The organism is Bacteroides sp. AF39-11AC (assembly GCF_003474285.1).
Classification (GTDB): Bacteria; Bacteroidota; Bacteroidia; order Bacteroidales; family Bacteroidaceae; genus Bacteroides.
Genome location: NZ_QROH01000001.1, coordinates 403,840 through 421,172 on the forward strand (window position 1 = coordinate 403,840; position 17,333 = coordinate 421,172).

Genomic DNA, 17,333 nt, shown 5'->3' on the forward strand with positions numbered 1-17,333 from the left:
AACTAGGTTGGACTTCATTTCTCGCTTCTTCTGTTTTTGGCGGGAATTAAGTCTGGGGCAAAAGTATGAATAGAAATAAGCCGGGTACAAAAAACATATTCACCACCAATACATATCTCTGATTTTTAACAATTCAAAGACTACTCATTTACTACTCAAATTAATTTAATGCGTTGTTTATTAATGAAATAAGGAAAGTGTATAATGAAACTTATCTAACAAAAACAAAAGCCGGAAACAAGTATTGTGTACTGCTTCCGGCTTTTCTATCTATTTATTTATTGAGAATCCCAGTTTCTGCAATCCGTTTTGTACATCCGGATGGCTCATAAAGAGTTTCCATAGCAATCCGGTGCGATAGTTCTCTATCATGACGGCTATCGGGCCTTGGTCAATGGCGAGATATCGCTTGGGATACCAGTTATCAGTTTCGCTAAAGGCATCATAGAAACCGTAAGGACCGAATAACTTATCGCCCATTCCGTAGAGGTGTCGCATCACAGCCAGCGAATAATCCGGTGTATAGACTATGGATGAAAGGGCGGCAGTAGGAGAGATAACTCCCTGGTCGTCCCGTTCGTTCGGCATGTGGGCGGCATATCCGTTGACGGAGTAGCTGGCTGTCAGTCCCCAGCAGTCCGGGCCGAAACCTTTGTAGTGCTTCGGATTGCGGATGCAATAAGTACGGTTCACAAGCGTCAAGTTGCGCATTTCACCGAAGTAGCTGGCGCAATATTCATCTTTCAGGTTTGTCGGATCCAATCCGAGGAAAGAATAATGTGCCCAAAAGAGAGGGCCGGCTTCACAACCCTGATAGCGCAAGTGAAGTTCGATGCCTTCTACTTTATGGGGATCGACGATGGCACCGTTCTGTGCCCAACCGTCATGATAGACAGAAGCGGGAACACCATGTGTAGGAGAGGCTGCAGCAAGCAAGTACATGATGAGACATTCATTATAACCATGTACAGGGAAATCCATTGCCCAGCCATATTCGGGACTCCAATGCCAGTAGAGTACATTCTGATCGCCCTGGCGATAGAAATTCCAATCGACATCGCGCCAGAGGGTATCGATACGTTTGGCAAGTGCCTGCTCTTCCGGCGAACCATTGATGTAATATTGGTGTACGGCCAGTAATCCTTGTATCAGGAAGGCTGTTTCCACAAGGTCTCCACCATTGTCTTTTTGTCCGAAAGGTTTCACTTTACCGGTATCTCCATACCACCAATGTGGGTAGGCTCCATGAAAGCGGTCAGCTTTCTCAAGGAAAGAGACAATCTTTTCCATACGTGCCAGACCTTCTTCACGGGTGACGTAGCCGCGGTCGATGCCAGAAAGTATGGCCATGATACCGAAGCCACTGCCACCGGAAGTGATAACGTTCTGGTCTTTCTCGGGATAGATGCCGTCCATGTGGATACGTTCGGGGGCAAGACCACTGTTAGGTTCTGCACCTTTCCAGAAGTAATTGAAGGTTCGCCGTTGAACAGTGTCCATCAGTGCATCGTCCGTAAGTTGGGCAGTGCTTCCGGTCTTCGAATTCTTACAAGCTCCGAGGAGGAGCAGGAAGAGGAGAGGAAAATAGGTTGTTAGTTGTTTCATAATTAATATAGAGGGGAAGTTTAGTGATTAGGGTTTAGTGATAAGTGATTAGTGGGCTGCGCTATTATTCCGCATGGCATTAATCACTTATCACTAAACACTAATCACTTTATTTAAGTGTCAACTTTGCCGTCTTCACCGTCTGGCTGTTTCCACCGATCATAATATTGAAGTCACCGGGTTCGGCTACGTAATTCATATCATAATCATAGAACCGGAGCAGATCACGCGTGATGGTGAATGATACTGTTTTACTTTCTCCGGCACGAAGGAAGATCTTATTGAAACCCTTTAGTTCGCGCACCGGACGGGTGATGCTTCCTACAAGATCACGGATATAGAGTTGCACTACTTCCGCACCATCGTATTTACCCGTATTGGTTACAGTAACTACGGCGGTAACAGAACTATCTTTTCCCAGTGTAGGCGTGCTCAGTGCAATGTCACTATACTGGAAGTTGGTATATGATAATCCATAACCGAAGGGATATAAGGGTTCATTATCCACATCCAGATAATTTGAACGGAACTTCTCGAACCATTTACCTTCTGCCAACGGGCGACCGGTATTTTTATGATTGTAGAACAAAGGTATCTGGCCTACATTCTTCGGAAACGTCATCGTCAGTTTTCCACTTGGATTTACATCACCGAACAACACATCGCCAATGGCATAAGCTGCCTCGCTACCTCCGAACCATACATTGAGGATAGCAGGTACATGTTCCTGTTCCCAATTCAGTGTCAACGGGCGACCCGTAAACAAAGTAAGTACTACAGGCTTGCCCGTTTTCAGTAAGGCTTCCAGCAAAGTATGCTGCACATCGGGTAAGCCGAGTTCTGTGCGGCTTGAACTTTCACCACTCATTTCAGAAGATTCTCCCAGTGCAGCTACGATAACATCGGCTCCGGCTGCTACTTTCAATGCTTCGTCCAATAATTCCTGGTCCGTACGATTGTCACGGTTCAGTGAACGACCGAACATGGTGGCACGTTCTTCGTAAGCTGCATCACCGATAAGGTTGCTACCTTTGGCGTAGGTGATGTTGACTTTGCCTGCCATCATCTCTTTCAGTCCTTCGTATAAAGAAGGATAATCGTTGAGGCGTGCAGCTACACTCCAAGTGCCCGGCATATTACTACGGGTGTTGCCGAGAGGACCGATGACTGCAACGGTGCCTTGCTTCTTTAATGGAAGCACGGGGGAGTCAGCTACGGGTGACGAGCTACGAGTGACGAGGGGCTGTGCGGTGAGGGGGGCATTCTTTAAGAGCACAAAGCTCTCGGCGGCAATCCGGCGGGCAGCATCCCGATGTTCCTTTGTAAAGATGTCCCGCTTCGGACGGTTCACATCACAATATTTATAAGGATTGTCGAACAGGCCCAATTTATATTTTGCTTCCAATATCCGGCGGCAAGCGGTATTCAGCGTACCCATTCTCACTTTTCCTTCTTTAATGGATTTCATCAGTGTGCCGACAAAACCTTCACTTACCATATCCATGTCCACACCTGCATTCAGGGCAAGCGCACTGACGGTTTGTAAGTCGCCGACACCATGTTCTATCATCTCCGAAATACCTGTAAAGTCTGTTACCACAAACCCTTCAAACCCCCATTGACCACGCAACAGGTCGCTCAATAGCCATTTGTTTCCAGTAGCCGGTATCCCGTCTATTTCATTGAATGAAGCCATTACGCTACCTACACCAGCTTCTACGGCAGCTTCGTACGGATACATAAACTCATTGAACATCCGGTTGCGGCTCATATCCACTGTGTTATAATCGCGCCCGGCCTCTCCGGCTCCATACAGGGCAAAGTGCTTTACGCAAGCCATGATTTCATCATTGCGGTGTAGTTGGTCCTGCAGGTTGGCACCTTGATATCCGTATACCATTGCTTGTGCAATAGCTCCACCCAGGAACGGGTCTTCGCCCGAACCTTCACTGACACGTCCCCAACGTGGATCACGACTGATATCTACCATCGGACTGAATGTCCATGAGATACCGTCGGCACTTGCTTCGATGGCTGCAATACGGGCAGACTTCTCAATGGCTGCCATATCCCAGGTACAAGACAATCCCAACGGAATGGGGAAGATGGTTTCGTATCCGTGTATCACGTCCATGCCGAACAACAGGGGAATACCGAGACGTGATTTCTCTACTGCCAGCTTTTGCACTTCAAGAATGCGGTCTACCCCTTTCAGGTTGAAGAGTCCGCCTACCAATCCTTTTTCAATCTTTTGTGCCACATCACTGCTCTTAGCCTGTCCTGTGGTAATATCTCCTGTGACGGGTAGGTTCAACTGTCCGATTTTCTCTTCCACAGTCATCTTTTTCATCAGCGCATCGATGAAGCGGTCCATGTCTTGGGGAGACTTTTGCGCCTGTACGGTTGATATACCTATCAGGGCGCCCATCAACAACAAGCTTGTTTTTTTGAATATTGCTTTCATATATTTCTATATTTTAAGATAATAAAATGAGCATGGGTTGTCATAAGCAATCTGACTGCGATATTTAAGAAATTTCTTGCCTATTACTAAGCCGCGCGGTAGTATTTGCTTATTCTTTCCCCCATGGTCCCTTAGCCTCCGCAAGATTTTCTGATAAACTCTGCGGTTGCACGGCTTACCGATACTTGTGGAGTTCGATTTGATTAATAATCGGGGTTTTGTACCAATACACCGTTTGATTTATCTATCTCCGTCTGCGGCAATGGTAACAGTGCATTCTTGGGCTGATAGTTCTTACCGGCAGCCTGAAGCACTTCTTGTGCGATACCCCAACGTACGAGGTCATAGAAACGGTCGGGTTCCAAGCCCAGTTCTACGCGGCGTTCATGACGGATAGCCTCACGCAATACACTTTGATCCAGAGATTCCACTTTCGGCAGTACATTGGTCAGCGTGCCGCGAGCGTGTGCACGTACCTGTTCCAGATAACCGCTTGCTTCACCCATCAAACCTTTCTCATTGGCAGATTCAGCAGCCATCAACAAGACATCCGGATAACGGATCAGACGAATATTTACCCAAAATCCCATGCGCGTATATTTGCGGCGCAAGGTTGGGTCGGTGTAAGCCTTCTTATTGAAGTAAGCGCCCATGGCGGTGGACACGGGTGATTCTCCATAAGGCTTATTTGTGTTCTCCGGTGTGATGGGGTCTTCATTGCTGCGACGGAAGTAAAGCAGTGTAGCATCTTTACGCGGGTCGCCTTCTTCATAAGCTTTACCCAATAAGGTGGTGGCCATGTGCCAACCCCATCCCAGGTCCCAATCGCCTGCTCCACGTACGCCCTGTACTTGGCAGAATTGGCTACCAATGCTACCGTCTTCCTTCATAGCGTCGGTGGATTCGCATTGCAGTTCGAAGATACTTTCACCACAATTCTCACCTTCTACGGTGAAGACTTTATCTACCGGAGTATTCAGGTTATAAATTCCGGAATTAACGACGTCCGTAGAAGCGGTGTACATATTTTCCCAGTCGTTACGCATCATGTAAGTGCGTGCGTGCAGTGAGCGTGCGGCCCCCCAAGTGATACGTCCTGTGTAGTCGCTGTCCCATCGCAAAGGCAGACAATCTTCAGCTGTGGTCAGGTCCTTGTCAATCTGTTCATATATCTTCTCGGCAGTTGTTTTAGGTACATTGGCATCGGATGCTTCCACTACTTTGATGGTTACCAAGGGGACTTCGCCGAAAGCACGTACCAGGTTGAAGTAGCAATAAGCGCGGAAAAACAGAGCTTCACCTTTTGTGCGGATATTCTCAGTATCGTCTTTGTTTGCGCTTTTCTCGATGTCATCCAGAATTTCATTACACTGGTAGATGATTTTATAGTTTTGACTCCAATATGCACCTAAAGGGCCGTTGGAGGCTGTGTACTCGAAATCATCGTACATGGCTGCCTGTTCACCACCGTCGCCGGCATCACTTCCTTTTTCGGAATCTTCACTACGTACCATGTGTATCATGAAAGCAGGAATACCCGCCGTGATGTCATAACCACGCATCAGGTAGTAGACGTTGTACATCTTTCCGCCTACAAGGGCGTTAGGGGCGTCGTCTTCCGTGAACTGTCCCAGCGGATCGCGGTCCAGGAAGTCATTACAAGAACTGAATGAGAAGGCGGCTGCGCCAATCAACAGTGATAGAATATATTTCTTTATCTTCATAATCTTTGTTGTTATGGTTATTATAATACTATCCCTTAGAAAGTTAAATTAAACCCGAATGTATAAATCGCCGGCATCGGATAACTTCCGTCATCTACTCCGAAAGCAATGGCCGAACCGCCCAACTCAGGGGTATATCCCGTGTTATGCTTCCACGTTTTCAGGTTCTGAATGTTCACATAGAGCTTTAGTGCCTGCATGCCGATCTTAGAAATCAGTGCCTTATCAAAGTTGTAAGCCAATGATACGTTACGGATGCGGAAGAAGCTACCATCTTCTATATAATATTCGGAGTTCATGTTATTGATGGTATGCTTTGTATTCAGCAACGGTTGGGTATTACTGGTGCCCTCACCATGCCAACGATCCATGCGTTGCGCCATGAAGTTGAACTGACTCCAGTTGTAGTTGTCCCAGGTACGGTAAATCTGATTGCCGCCTTGTCCCATCATATCTACTGCCAACTCCCAATTTTTATAACCTACTCCGAGTGTAATACCATAAGTAATATCCGGTGTCGGATCGCCGATCATGGTACGGTCGGCTGTAGTGATTTCGCCGTCACCGTTCACGTCCTTGAACTTCAAGTCACCCGGAGTGACGGTAGCCAGCTTGTTTTTCGGTGAATTATCAATCTCTTCCTGACTCTGATAAACACCTTCTACTTTATAGCCATAAAAGTAACCGATAGGGTAACCTGCCATTGTATAACTTTGACTCTTGTCTCCGGCAATGATGGAATATCCTTCCTGTACAAGGCTCAACACCTTATTTTTAATGGTAGTCAGATTAGCTCCGATGTTATAGTTCCAGTCGCCAATTTCGTCGCGCCAGTTCAATGCCAGTTCTACACCCAGATTCTCAATAGATCCCAGGTTACCGATACCCGGCACGGTTCCTGAGATGCCGGGAACTTCTGCCAACAGATCTTTCGTTTTCTTCTTGTAATATACACCTTCAAAGTGCAGACGGTTGCGGAAGAAGTTGGCTTCAGCACCTACTTCCCATGCTTCTACTTTCTCCCAACGCAGATTCGGGTTGGGCAGATAGGCAAGCTGATAACCCGGGTAGATGGCGGATGGAACACCGAATACTGCAGAATAGGCATTGCTTAGCAAAGGTTCTGCCGGATAGGCTTTATCCAGGTTCTGGTTACCCAATGTACCCCATGATCCTTTCAGTTTCAACATATCCAGCCATTCAATGTCTTTCATCCATTCTTCTTCACTCATCAGCCAGCCAAGACCTACGGAATAGAAATTCTGCCATTGATTGCCTGTATACGAAAAGGCGGAAGAGCCGTCGCGACGGTAAGAACCGTTGAACAGGTATTTACCTTTATAATTATAGAGGATACGTGCCAGTACAGATACCGTAGAACGCTCCCACTGTGTACTACCATTGGTAGCAGTAGCTGCATCACCAATGCTTACATACCATTTGTCAGAGTTATCCGGTATGACCAGCCCTACACCTTGTGTGCGTCCGGCATTCAGGTTTTCGAGTTTATTGTAATAGGTTGTGAAACCGGCGGTGGCTGTCAGGCTGTGATCACCCCATGAATTGGTATAGGTCAACAGATAGTCACTCTGCACTTTCATTTCCGTTTCTTTAGCCTGGGTGACTCCGGTCTTGCCGTTACCCAATGTGGCTATATCTCCTTCCGCACTGGCGTCATATACCTGAATAATCGGTGTATAAGTCCGTGTGCTGTTTGAAGCATAATCTAGTGAGAACATGGCTTTGAACTGGAAATGTTTCAGGAAGTCCCATTGCCCGTATATATTGCCCGAACCACGGTAGTTCTCTGCTTTTGTAGTGTTCGCTTTCAGGTCAACGTCTACCATCGGGTTATTCATCTGTGCTTTCTGGAATCCGGGAAGGGAAGTATATAAACCATATTCCTTATTATATACCTCGGCCACCGGAGCTGCACGCAAGGCAGTGGCAACACTCTTTGAATCGGCCGGCAACATACGTGCGCCGTTGAATTGGAAACCTACTTTGAAGTTATCCGTCACTTTATAATCATTGCTGATGTTCAGTGTGATTTTGCTATACTTTTCATGTTTGATGTTTCCTTGTTCGTAGGCATAGCCCGCACCGAGGTAGAAGCTATGTTTATCGGAAGCACCTGTGATACTGATGTTATTGTTAGTGATGAATCCGGTCTGGAAGATTTCGTCCTGCCAGTTGGTGTTGCCTGTCCAGTCCGAGAAATTATATTCCGGATTACCTTCATTTCTTAACTGTTCGTTATACAGCAACTTGAAGCCATCTGCGTCCACCATCGCAATCTTGTTGGTAATGGCCTTGAAGCCAAACGAACCGTTGATGTTTACGCGGGTCTGTCCTTCTTTAGCTTTCTTGGTGGTGATGATGATAACACCATTGGCACCACGTACACCGAAGATGGCAAGTGAAGATGGGTCTTTCAGAATTTCCATAGACTCAATGTCCTGTGGATTCAGGAAGTTGATGTTGTCATTGAACAGGCCGTCTACTACGTACAATGGTTTGTAACCGTTGATAGAGTTTGTACCGCGTACACGGATTTCCGGGTCGGCACCAGCCTTACCGGAGTTGATGATTTGTACACCGGCCACTTTTCCTTGCAGGGCAGACAGTGGGTTGGCAACCGGTTTGTTGGCAATCTCATCCCCTTTGATATTGGTGATAGATCCCGTCAGGTCGCGTTTTTTTGCGCTACCATAACCGATGACTACTGTTTCGGCAAGCATTTGTGAGTCTTCTTTCAACTGTACATTGATGACATTGCGGTTGCCTACCTTGATGCTTTGCTTCTCCATACCTACGTATGAGAATTCGAGGGTAGCATCTGCAGGAACTTGGATCGAGTAATCGCCATCCAGTCCGGTCACTACACCGGTGTTGGTTCCTTGTACCACTATGGATACACCAATCAACGGTTCTTTAAATGAATCGGTAACAACACCTGTTACAGTGTGTTCCTGAGAGAATGCGGCAGTGCCTATCAACAGGAAACATGCCGTCAAGAATAGATTTTTAAGCCTTAGGGCTCTCTTCATAGGAGGGTTCAGGTTTCTCTTCATTGCATTAAATTTTTATGTGAATGATATATTGCATCAGAACAATGCAAATGAAAAAAAGATTTTGAGGTCATTCAAATCCCGGTTTTTTAACACAATTCCTTTCGTAAAACAGGGTTTGGAAAGATGCTGGCATTTCTTTGGTAGTAAGCGTAACATCTTTGTATTATCGTAATGACTATTACCGTAATGCCTGTTACAATAATAATATCAATGAGTGTGTGCCTATTTACTAAAGGATAGTATATTATGAAGTTTTATAATTGTGAAGAAGAACAAGAATTATTAGAGAATATCCGTGCGAATTAATATCTGTATTTCTTGAAATATTGAATTGTAAATAAAGAAAAGCCTCCGGGAAACTAATTCCGAAGGCTTTTTCTTCTTACATTTTTAACTGTATCTAAATATTTGTGCGGGTGATAGGACTCGAACCTACACGCCTCTCGGCACCAGATCCTAAGTCTGGCGCGGCTGCCAATTACGCCACACCCGCAGTGGCTTTCTTGTTAAGCGACGGCAAAGATAGAAAGATTTTTCTTTTCAGCAAATAGTTTGGTGCAGAAAGTATTTATTGGACCACTTTTAAGAGTTCCCGTGCCCTTTCAATGATCGTATCTATCCCCTTGTCTTCATCCTCTTTTGCCATATCTACTTTCTCATCCGGATCAATGCCGAATTCTATATGTTGCTTTTCGGCATCCAAATGTGGACTGGCAGAAAAACGTACTCCCCAACCGTTAGGAAGTTCCGAAGAAAAAGGCAAACCTGAACCACCACCGGTTTTGTCACCTACTAAAGTGACATTAGGAAAGTAGCGCATAGCGTTCACGAAATCATTCGTCGCACTGTAAGAGTGGCGATTGGTGAGAAGCATTACCTTCTTCTGCCAACGAATGCTGTTGGATGGTTCCAGATAAATAGGTTCAGGATCAGAGAAATCGCTGTGTCCCTTTCCTGTCTTGTGCTGGATGTATCCCGTCAATACCTTTTCATTAGTGAAGCGGGAGGCAATACGCTCAGAGTAAGTAAGATTACCTCCGCCGTTATTTCGTACATCGAAAATCAGTCCGCTACATGGAGCAAGGTAGGAGAGAACTTCGTCCAGATTACCGTTACCGACGCCATTGGAGAATGATTCGTAATAGATATACCCTATGTTGTCTTCAAGAATTTTATATTTGAGGCCACCGGCGATACGGTAACTCTTTCCAAGATACTGCCGTTCAATGATACCCTCGTTGAAATTGCGTGGATAATCCAGGTACCAGTCCCAGTATCGGGCCATATTCGAAGAACTGTACAGATTGACGTGACCATCCTTCAGTTCTGCCAGCATACTGTCAAGCACTTGGAATAACCCATCGTTGGGCATATTCGAAGTAATGAGAGGCTGGTACTCGTCATGAATGGCTTTCCAGTCTATCTGTTTATAGTCGAGGAAACAATATTGTTCGTCGATAATCTTCCACAAGGCTTCAAAATTGCCTTGCGGAGAGTTGTTGAACTCTTCTTCCCGAATGCAACTTGAAAACAATGGCAGCAACATGAAAAGTATTCCAAGCCACCTTAATTTAATATGATATATTCCTTTTATTTTCATTATTCTATCACCTTAACACGCTGTCGCTTTATCACTCTATTTTCTTTTCTTATCACGAATGAGAAACAACTCTTTTACGAAACCTACCATAAATACGTGCGAGTAGGTATGCATCCTTATGTCATTTACTTTTGCCTGTTGTGCATCCCAGAGATAAGCCAAGCGCATTTTTGCCCTTCCTACCGGAAAATCAACAGTCAGCATTTGCCGCAAAGATGGCTGATTGTGCAGGGAGGTGAAGTTTATCACTCCGCCCCAGTTGCCCAGCGTAAATATCTCGTAGTACGATTGTCCGTAATTCGGGCAGAACATAACGCCTGCAAAAGGAAGATTAACCTGATAGCGCAGGCTGATGGGATAGTTTTTGATCCGTAAATCCCATATAGCCATTCCGGATGCATCCAGATTGATGTAAGCGCGTGCTTGTGCCGGATTATTGCCATTGCGCAGATTGTAGACAAAGCCACCGTTGAGGTCGATCAATCCTCCGGCAAGCAACTTGAAGTTGGAAGTAATCGGGAAGTTGTAATGTAACCCGTAATTCCAGTTGGCAAGCCCGGAGAATGTATTGTTGTTATCCACACGGTTGTGGGTATAACCGAAATCAGCCTGGAAAAAGCTTTGCAGGGATACGTTGCCATTCATCCACTTGGTCATGCGCATGCTCTCGCGTGAAATGCGGAAGTCTATACCTTTGTATTCCTGCGGTGACAGGTAAGTGTCGTACACATTGGTGTAACCGATGCCATACATGGTAGCACGGGTTATAAAACGTGTCCGGGCCGAAGAGTCCGCTCTTAATTCCTGTAGCGCCCTGTCTTCCACACTTTGCGCCTGTATACTTCCGCTTGTCAGAAGCAGACATCCCATTAGTATTACACCAATCTTATTTAGCTTCATTGATAGAGTTGCTTATCACTAATCATTAGCCGTTAATCACTTAAAACAGTTTCATCTGTCCTGTTATCTCGTCCCGGATATCGTCTTCACTTTTGCCGTGATCCGGGTCCAGTATTTCCGGTTCTTCTTCATTCTGGTCTTCCATTTCCTGGGGAACTTCGGGTTGCCGTGTAGGTTCCAGTTCGTTGACGGTTTCCATTGTGAACGTAGTGATACGTTTACCTTTTGCCTTGAAACCTTTTACGGCAATAAATTCATCCGCTTCTATAATCATCGGTTCGCGGAAACTGTCATGTCCGCCGAATATAATTTCCAAGCGGGGATAACATTCGTCCGTCAACAGGATAAGGCGATTATTCTTGTTCTCTCCCATATAGTTCTGCTTGCGGTTGGTTGCCTCCATGCAGAAACGTTTGATATACGGGAAATTCTGCTGGTCTGCATCGTAGAGCACAGCGGTCCATATCTTATTCGGGTCAAATTTCTCCAATATCCGGATGTTAGCTTCGTAGTGATTGCTAAGGTCGAAGTTGGTGATGTAGAAATCTCCGTTATCATGTACTACCAGGATGCTGTCGTCACTCTGGAATTCTCCCAGATATTCACCTCGTCCATCATAGTTGAGGCGAAGCACGTCGCGGTCGAACCATACTTTCCGTCCGCCCAGTGTTGATCCTCCACGCTGTTTCAGAGCAATTTTGTGCACCGGAAGCTTGGTTAGTATATTACCTCTTGCCTGGCGTCCCTTGATGTTGATATTGCTGAAATCTTCTTCGAAGATAATGCGGCGTACACGCGGATTGGGCTTCAGGGTTACTTTGATGACTTCCGCTTCACCGTTAGGATTGGCTGTGAAGTACATGATGCGTGAATCGGGTGTACCTTGAGTTACGTCATATTCACGGTCGCGGATAATGCTTGTTACGGCAAACCGCTTGATATACTGTGTACCTTCTTTTCCGTCGCGATAAACAACGTTGTAGATTGTACGCTTGTCGTTCTTCTTGAAAACGTTGGCATAGAGAATATTCTTGCCTACGAACTTCTTGTCGGATACGGGAGTAACCAGATACCGTCCGTCCCGGAAGAAGATGATGACATCATCAAGACTTGAGCAGTTACACAGGAATTCATCCTTCTTCAGACCTGTGCCGATGAAGCCTTCTTCACGGTTGATATATAGTTTTTCGTTGGCTTCTACTACTTTGCTTGCTTCGATGGTGTCGAAGTTCCGCAATTCCGTGCGGCGTGGGAAATTCTTGCCGTACTTGTCTTTCAGTATCAGGTACCAGTTTACCGTATATTCCACGATATTGGCCAGATGGTGATTTATCTCCTCGATGTCCGTCCTCATACGGGCAATGAGTTCTTCTGCCTTGTCGGAGTTGAATTTAAGGATACGTCCCATCTTGATTTCCATCAGCTTCAGGATGTCCTCCTTCGTGACTTCGCGGATGAATCGTGGATAGTAAGGTGTCAGGCGTTCATCGATATGCTCGCAAGCGGCATCCATATTCTTGGCCTGTTCAAATTCCTTGTCCTTATAGATGCGTTCTTCAATGAAAATCTTTTCCAGTGAAGCGAAGTGCAGGCTTTTCTGTATTTCGTCTTTGCGTATTTCCAGTTCCTGGCGTAGCAAAGACAGAGTGTTATCCACTGATTTCTTCAGTACATCGCTTACAGTGAGGAAGTGAGGTTTCTGGTCGTCGATGACGCAACAGTTAGGTGATATGCTAACCTCACAGTCCGTGAAGGCATACAGGGCATCGATTGTTTTGTCCGAAGAAACGCCGGGGGCAAGATGAACAAGTATCTCCACGTTCCCGGACGTGAGGTCTTCTACTTTCTTTATCTTAATCTTGCCTTTTTCGCTTGCTTTCACAATGGAATCGCAAACACTGGCTACCGTCTTACCGTAAGGAATTTCTTTGATGGCAAGTGTCTTGTTGTCGATCTTCTCGATTTTAGCACGTACACGCACTGCACCTCCGCGCTCACCGTCGTTGTATTTAGAAACGTCGATACTACCGCCAGTCTGAAAGTCCGGATAGAGTTTGAACTCTTCCTTGTGCAGATAGCGGATGGATGCATCGCAAAGTTCATTGAAGTTATGGGGAAGTATTTTGGAAGAAAGACCTACGGCAATACCTTCTACCCCTTGTGCCAGGAGCAAAGGGAACTTCACTGGTAGAGTTACCGGTTCCTTGTTTCGTCCGTCATAGGAGAGTTTCCATTCGGTTGTTTTAGGGTTGAAGACCACATCGAGGGCGAACTTAGACAGACGTGCCTCGATGTAACGGGGAGCAGCCGCACCGTCGCCGGTGAGTATATTACCCCAGTTCCCCTGGCAATCTACGAGCAAATCTTTCTGTCCCAATTGCACCAATGCATCACCGATGGAAGCATCACCGTGCGGGTGAAACTGCATGGTATGCCCTACGATGTTTGCCACTTTGTTGTAGCGCCCATCTTCCATACGCCTCATGGAGTGCAATATGCGTCGCTGCACAGGCTTTAAACCATCATTGATGTGGGGTACGGCACGTTCCAGAATAACGTATGAAGCATAATCCAGAAACCAATTCTGGTACATACCGCTAAGTTGGTATTTTGCTTTTACGTCTTTCGTGTCAGCGGGTTTATAATCCGAATGTCCTTCGTTCCCTTCCGGGAGGTTCTTTTCCAAGTCGTCTTTCGGTGCTTCAAAGTCTTCGCTCATATCTATTTCGGGAATATCTATTCTGAATAATCACTGAATTTTTCAGTCGAACGCAAAAATACGAAATTTCTTGGGAAAATCTGCAAATGAAGACTTTTTAATTATCTGGAAAAGAAAGGTACATCTTGGATGTACATAAGCTACAATCTGCAGATGAATAATAAATTATCATTTATCAGATGTTGTATGTGTGATTTTCTCTTTTGTATTCAATGTGTTATTATATCATAAATAAATGCTTTTCAAATAAGACATTTATGGCCGAAAACGCACTATTTGAAATGTGAGTTTTTTTCTCTAATATGTGGCGTTTGGCTGCTTGTGGGCGGCATTTCGTTTTTTTGTCAACTTTCCGAATCTACTTGTAGAATTTATGAATGAGAATGGAAATAAGAAGGTTCTTGGTTGTAAAATGCTGATTATTAGTGTGGTGGCTTATGGTTTTTTGTTCAGTTAACAAGCCGTTTCCTATCTCATTTCTTGCATTTCAAATAGTAAGAAAACGGCCCTTTTCGTGAAAAACGGTTTTTGGTGTAGTGGAATAATAATCGGATCTTTGTAAAAGCAAAAAGATAAATTATTTGAAACAGAATTAAGCAGAATATGAACAAGCACTTTTACCTTAAGCATGAGATTATGTCTTTCAATGATCCCCGTATTCAGAATATGATTTCCCGTGAGGGCGGTAAGGCCTACGGTACTTATTGGTATATTATGGAGAAACTGAGCTTTCTGCCCGATATGGAAGCGGACATGAAATACCTGAAACCTTTTGCCACCCGTAATTTTACTTATCCTTATATGATGAAGATCGTCACGGATTTCCAGTTGTTCACTATTGTCGGCGATCATTTTTCACCCGTGCAGCTAAATACGAAATACGTTGAAGAGCCGCAAAAAAAAGAAGAGGATGTGGAGGTGAAACCGGCAAAAAACACAGCAAAAAACAGTGGGCAAAATGGCAAAAAGTACCCAGACAATGATGTAAAATCGGGCAAAAATGACGGATTTTCGACGAAAAACAGGCAGACAATGGACAAAAATCGCGATGGAAATGAATCTGGAATAAATTGCAATAGTCAGAATAACAGTGGTTTATCCGATAGTTCCATACAGCATAAAGAGAATATAAGAGATATAATAACAACAGCAGCAAAAGAAAAAGAAATATCTGCTGTTGCTGCTACTGTTAATCACAGTGGTATCTATGTTGCTGCCGATACTGCCATTTTTCCCTTTTCCGGCAGTAGTTTCTTTCCTGCCATCTGTCTCAGGCAGCCGTTCTGTGAGCTGCCCTATCGCCAGCGAGGCGCTTCTCCACCCGGCAGGCAATGCTATCTGGAACAATCTCACGAGGCAATGGATTCTTCTCCAACTTCGGGTAAAACTGCCTCGCGAGATGACCAAATTCGTCCCGTGATGCGACGAAATCCGTCTCGTGAGATGGGACAACCTTGCTTCGTGGGGCGGTAAGAATCATCCCATGAGACGGATTTTGGGCTCGTATATCCACCGTATCATCAATTTGTTTGACGGACAGATTGTGTCGGAAGTGCAAAGTGAGAGTTTGTTACGATAAGATAAATTAATACCCCACCTGCCCGACTTATGATATAAATCCCTATCTTTGTGGCGCTTTTTAATAAAGAACAGGATTAAAATTAATAGATATAACAAAAAAATGGCACAAGAAGACGTTTTTAAGAAACTCGTATCACACTGTAAGGAATACGGTTTCGTATTCCCCTCCAGCGACATCTACGATGGATTGGGAGCAGTGTATGACTACGGTCAGATGGGTGTGGAACTGAAAAACAACATTAAGCAATACTGGTGGCAGAGCATGGTGTTGCTGCACGAAAATATTGTCGGCATCGACTCCGCTATCTTTATGCACCCCACCATCTGGAAGGCTTCCGGACACGTAGACGCATTCAATGATCCTTTGATTGACAACCGTGATTCCAAGAAGCGTTATCGTGCCGATGTATTGATTGAAGACCAACTTGCAAAGTACGACGATAAAATCAATAAAGAAGTTGCCAAAGCTGCCAAGCGTTTCGGAGAGGCTTTTGATGAAGCGCAGTTCCGTAGCACAAACGGTCGCGTACTGGAACACCAGGCTAAACGTGACGCATTGCACGAACGTTTTGCAAAGGCACTGAATGATAATAACCTTGACGAGCTTCGCCAGATTATCGTGGATGAAGAAATCGTTTGCCCCATCAGCGGTACAAAGAACTGGACGGAAGTTCGTCAGTTCAACCTGATGTTCTCTACAGAGATGGGTTCTACTTCGGATGGTGCCATGAAGATTTACCTGCGTCCTGAAACAGCTCAGGGTATCTTTGTGAACTACCTGAATGTACAGAAGACTGGCCGCATGAAGATACCTTTCGGTATTGCACAGATTGGTAAGGCATTCCGTAACGAGATTGTTGCCCGTCAGTTCATTTTCCGTATGCGTGAGTTCGAACAGATGGAAATGCAGTTCTTCGTGAAGCCGGGTACTGAATTAGACTGGTTTAAGAAGTGGAAAGAAATTCGCCTGAAATGGCATAAGGCATTGGGATTCGGTGACGACCACTACCGTTATCATGATCATGATAAGTTGGCTCACTATGCAAATGCAGCTACAGATATCGAGTTCCTGATGCCGTTTGGCTTCAAGGAAGTGGAAGGTATCCATAGCCGTACGAATTTTGACTTGTCTCAGCATGAGAAGTTCTCTGGTAAGAATATTAAGTACTTCGATCCTGAGACGAACGAAAGTTATACTCCGTATGTTATCGAGACTTCTATTGGTGTGGACCGTATGTTCCTCAGCATCATGTCTGCTTCTTATTGCGAAGAACAACTGGAGAGCGGAGAAAGCCGCGTAGTGCTGAGATTGCCTGCCGCACTTGCTCCTGTGAAGTTGGCTGTAATGCCGTTGGTGAAGAAAGACGGTCTACCTGAAAAGGCTCGTGAGATCATCGACTCATTGAAGTTCCACTTCCACTGCCAGTATGATGAAAAAGATAGTATCGGTAAACGTTACCGTCGTCAGGATGCCATCGGTACTCCGTACTGTGTGACTGTTGACCACCAAACTCTGGAAGATAACTGCGTGACACTGCGTAATCGTGATACGATGCAACAGGAACGCGTGGCTATTGCTGAATTGAATAACATTATTGCAGACCGTGTCAGCATCACTTCATTGCTGAAAGGGTTGCAATAAGTACTGGAATTCGAAAGTTAGAAT

9 protein-coding genes and 1 tRNA gene are annotated in these 17,333 nt (G+C 45.2%); 2 read left to right on the forward strand and 8 right to left on the reverse strand.

The annotated features are described in order from the left end of the window. Nucleotides 1–270: 270 nt before the first annotated feature. The 8 genes from DW036_RS01290 to DW036_RS01325 all read right to left on the reverse strand — a co-directional run bounded on the left by DW036_RS01290 (nt 271) and on the right by DW036_RS01325 (nt 14,086). Nucleotides 271–1,605 carry a glucoamylase family protein gene (locus DW036_RS01290; RefSeq protein ID WP_118460681.1) on the reverse strand — a complete coding sequence of 445 codons (1,335 nt, stop codon included), beginning with the start codon at nt 1,603–1,605 and terminating at the stop codon, nt 271–273. 109 nt (nt 1,606–1,714) lie between these two features. Then, on the reverse strand, nt 1,715–4,069 hold the full coding sequence (bglX, locus tag DW036_RS01295) for a beta-glucosidase BglX (protein ID WP_118460683.1): 2,355 nt from the start codon (nt 4,067–4,069) through the stop codon (nt 1,715–1,717). 203 nt (nt 4,070–4,272) lie between these two features. Next, nucleotides 4,273–5,793, reverse strand: coding sequence for a RagB/SusD family nutrient uptake outer membrane protein (locus DW036_RS01300; RefSeq protein WP_118460685.1), 1,521 nt, complete (start codon nt 5,791–5,793; stop codon nt 4,273–4,275). Between the two features lie 35 nt (nt 5,794–5,828). Then, a complete protein-coding gene (locus tag DW036_RS01305) occupies nt 5,829–8,867 on the reverse strand; it encodes a TonB-dependent receptor (RefSeq protein WP_118460687.1) in 3,039 nt (1,012 codons plus the stop codon). A 411-nt stretch (nt 8,868–9,278) separates the two neighbouring features. Next, nucleotides 9,279–9,360 (reverse strand) — tRNA-Leu (locus DW036_RS01310). A gap of 75 nt (nt 9,361–9,435) precedes the next feature. Further along, nucleotides 9,436–10,467 (reverse strand): S41 family peptidase, encoded by a 1,032-nt coding sequence (locus DW036_RS01315; protein ID WP_118460688.1) that lies wholly within the window; start codon nt 10,465–10,467, stop codon nt 9,436–9,438. A 36-nt stretch (nt 10,468–10,503) separates the two neighbouring features. After that, nucleotides 10,504–11,367, reverse strand: coding sequence for a DUF3316 domain-containing protein (locus DW036_RS01320; protein ID WP_118460690.1), 864 nt, complete (start codon nt 11,365–11,367; stop codon nt 10,504–10,506). Nucleotides 11,368–11,407: 40 nt separating this feature from the next. Beyond that, complete coding sequence (locus DW036_RS01325; RefSeq protein WP_118460692.1) at nt 11,408–14,086, reverse strand: DNA gyrase/topoisomerase IV subunit A; 2,679 nt, start codon at nt 14,084–14,086, stop codon at nt 11,408–11,410. Between the two features lie 603 nt (nt 14,087–14,689). Between DW036_RS01325 and DW036_RS01330 the strand changes: the two genes are divergently transcribed. Both DW036_RS01330 and DW036_RS01340 read left to right on the forward strand, forming a co-directional pair. After that, complete coding sequence (locus tag DW036_RS01330) at nt 14,690–15,559, forward strand: hypothetical protein (RefSeq protein WP_233560209.1); 870 nt, start codon at nt 14,690–14,692, stop codon at nt 15,557–15,559. Between the two features lie 208 nt (nt 15,560–15,767). After that, on the forward strand, nt 15,768–17,309 hold the full coding sequence (locus tag DW036_RS01340) for a glycine--tRNA ligase (protein ID WP_118295332.1): 1,542 nt from the start codon (nt 15,768–15,770) through the stop codon (nt 17,307–17,309). Nucleotides 17,310–17,333 lie beyond the last annotated feature (24 nt).

Excerpts from the sequence above, each read along its gene's own strand:
- DW036_RS01290 (WP_118460681.1), bottom strand. The coding sequence starts at position 1,605 with ATGAAACAACTAACAACCTATTTTCCTCTCCTCTTCCTGCTCCTCCTC.
- bglX (WP_118460683.1), bottom strand. The coding sequence starts at position 4,069 with ATGAAAGCAATATTCAAAAAAACAAGCTTGTTGTTGATGGGCGCCCTG.
- DW036_RS01300 (WP_118460685.1), bottom strand. The coding sequence starts at position 5,793 with ATGAAGATAAAGAAATATATTCTATCACTGTTGATTGGCGCAGCCGCC.
- DW036_RS01305 (WP_118460687.1), bottom strand. The coding sequence starts at position 8,867 with ATGAAGAGAAACCTGAACCCTCCTATGAAGAGAGCCCTAAGGCTTAAA.
- DW036_RS01315 (WP_118460688.1), bottom strand. The coding sequence starts at position 10,467 with ATGAAAATAAAAGGAATATATCATATTAAATTAAGGTGGCTTGGAATA.
- DW036_RS01320 (WP_118460690.1), bottom strand. The coding sequence starts at position 11,367 with ATGAAGCTAAATAAGATTGGTGTAATACTAATGGGATGTCTGCTTCTG.
- DW036_RS01325 (WP_118460692.1), bottom strand. The coding sequence starts at position 14,086 with ATGAGCGAAGACTTTGAAGCACCGAAAGACGACTTGGAAAAGAACCTC.
- DW036_RS01330 (WP_233560209.1), top strand. The coding sequence starts at position 14,690 with ATGAACAAGCACTTTTACCTTAAGCATGAGATTATGTCTTTCAATGAT.
- DW036_RS01340 (WP_118295332.1), top strand. The coding sequence starts at position 15,768 with ATGGCACAAGAAGACGTTTTTAAGAAACTCGTATCACACTGTAAGGAA.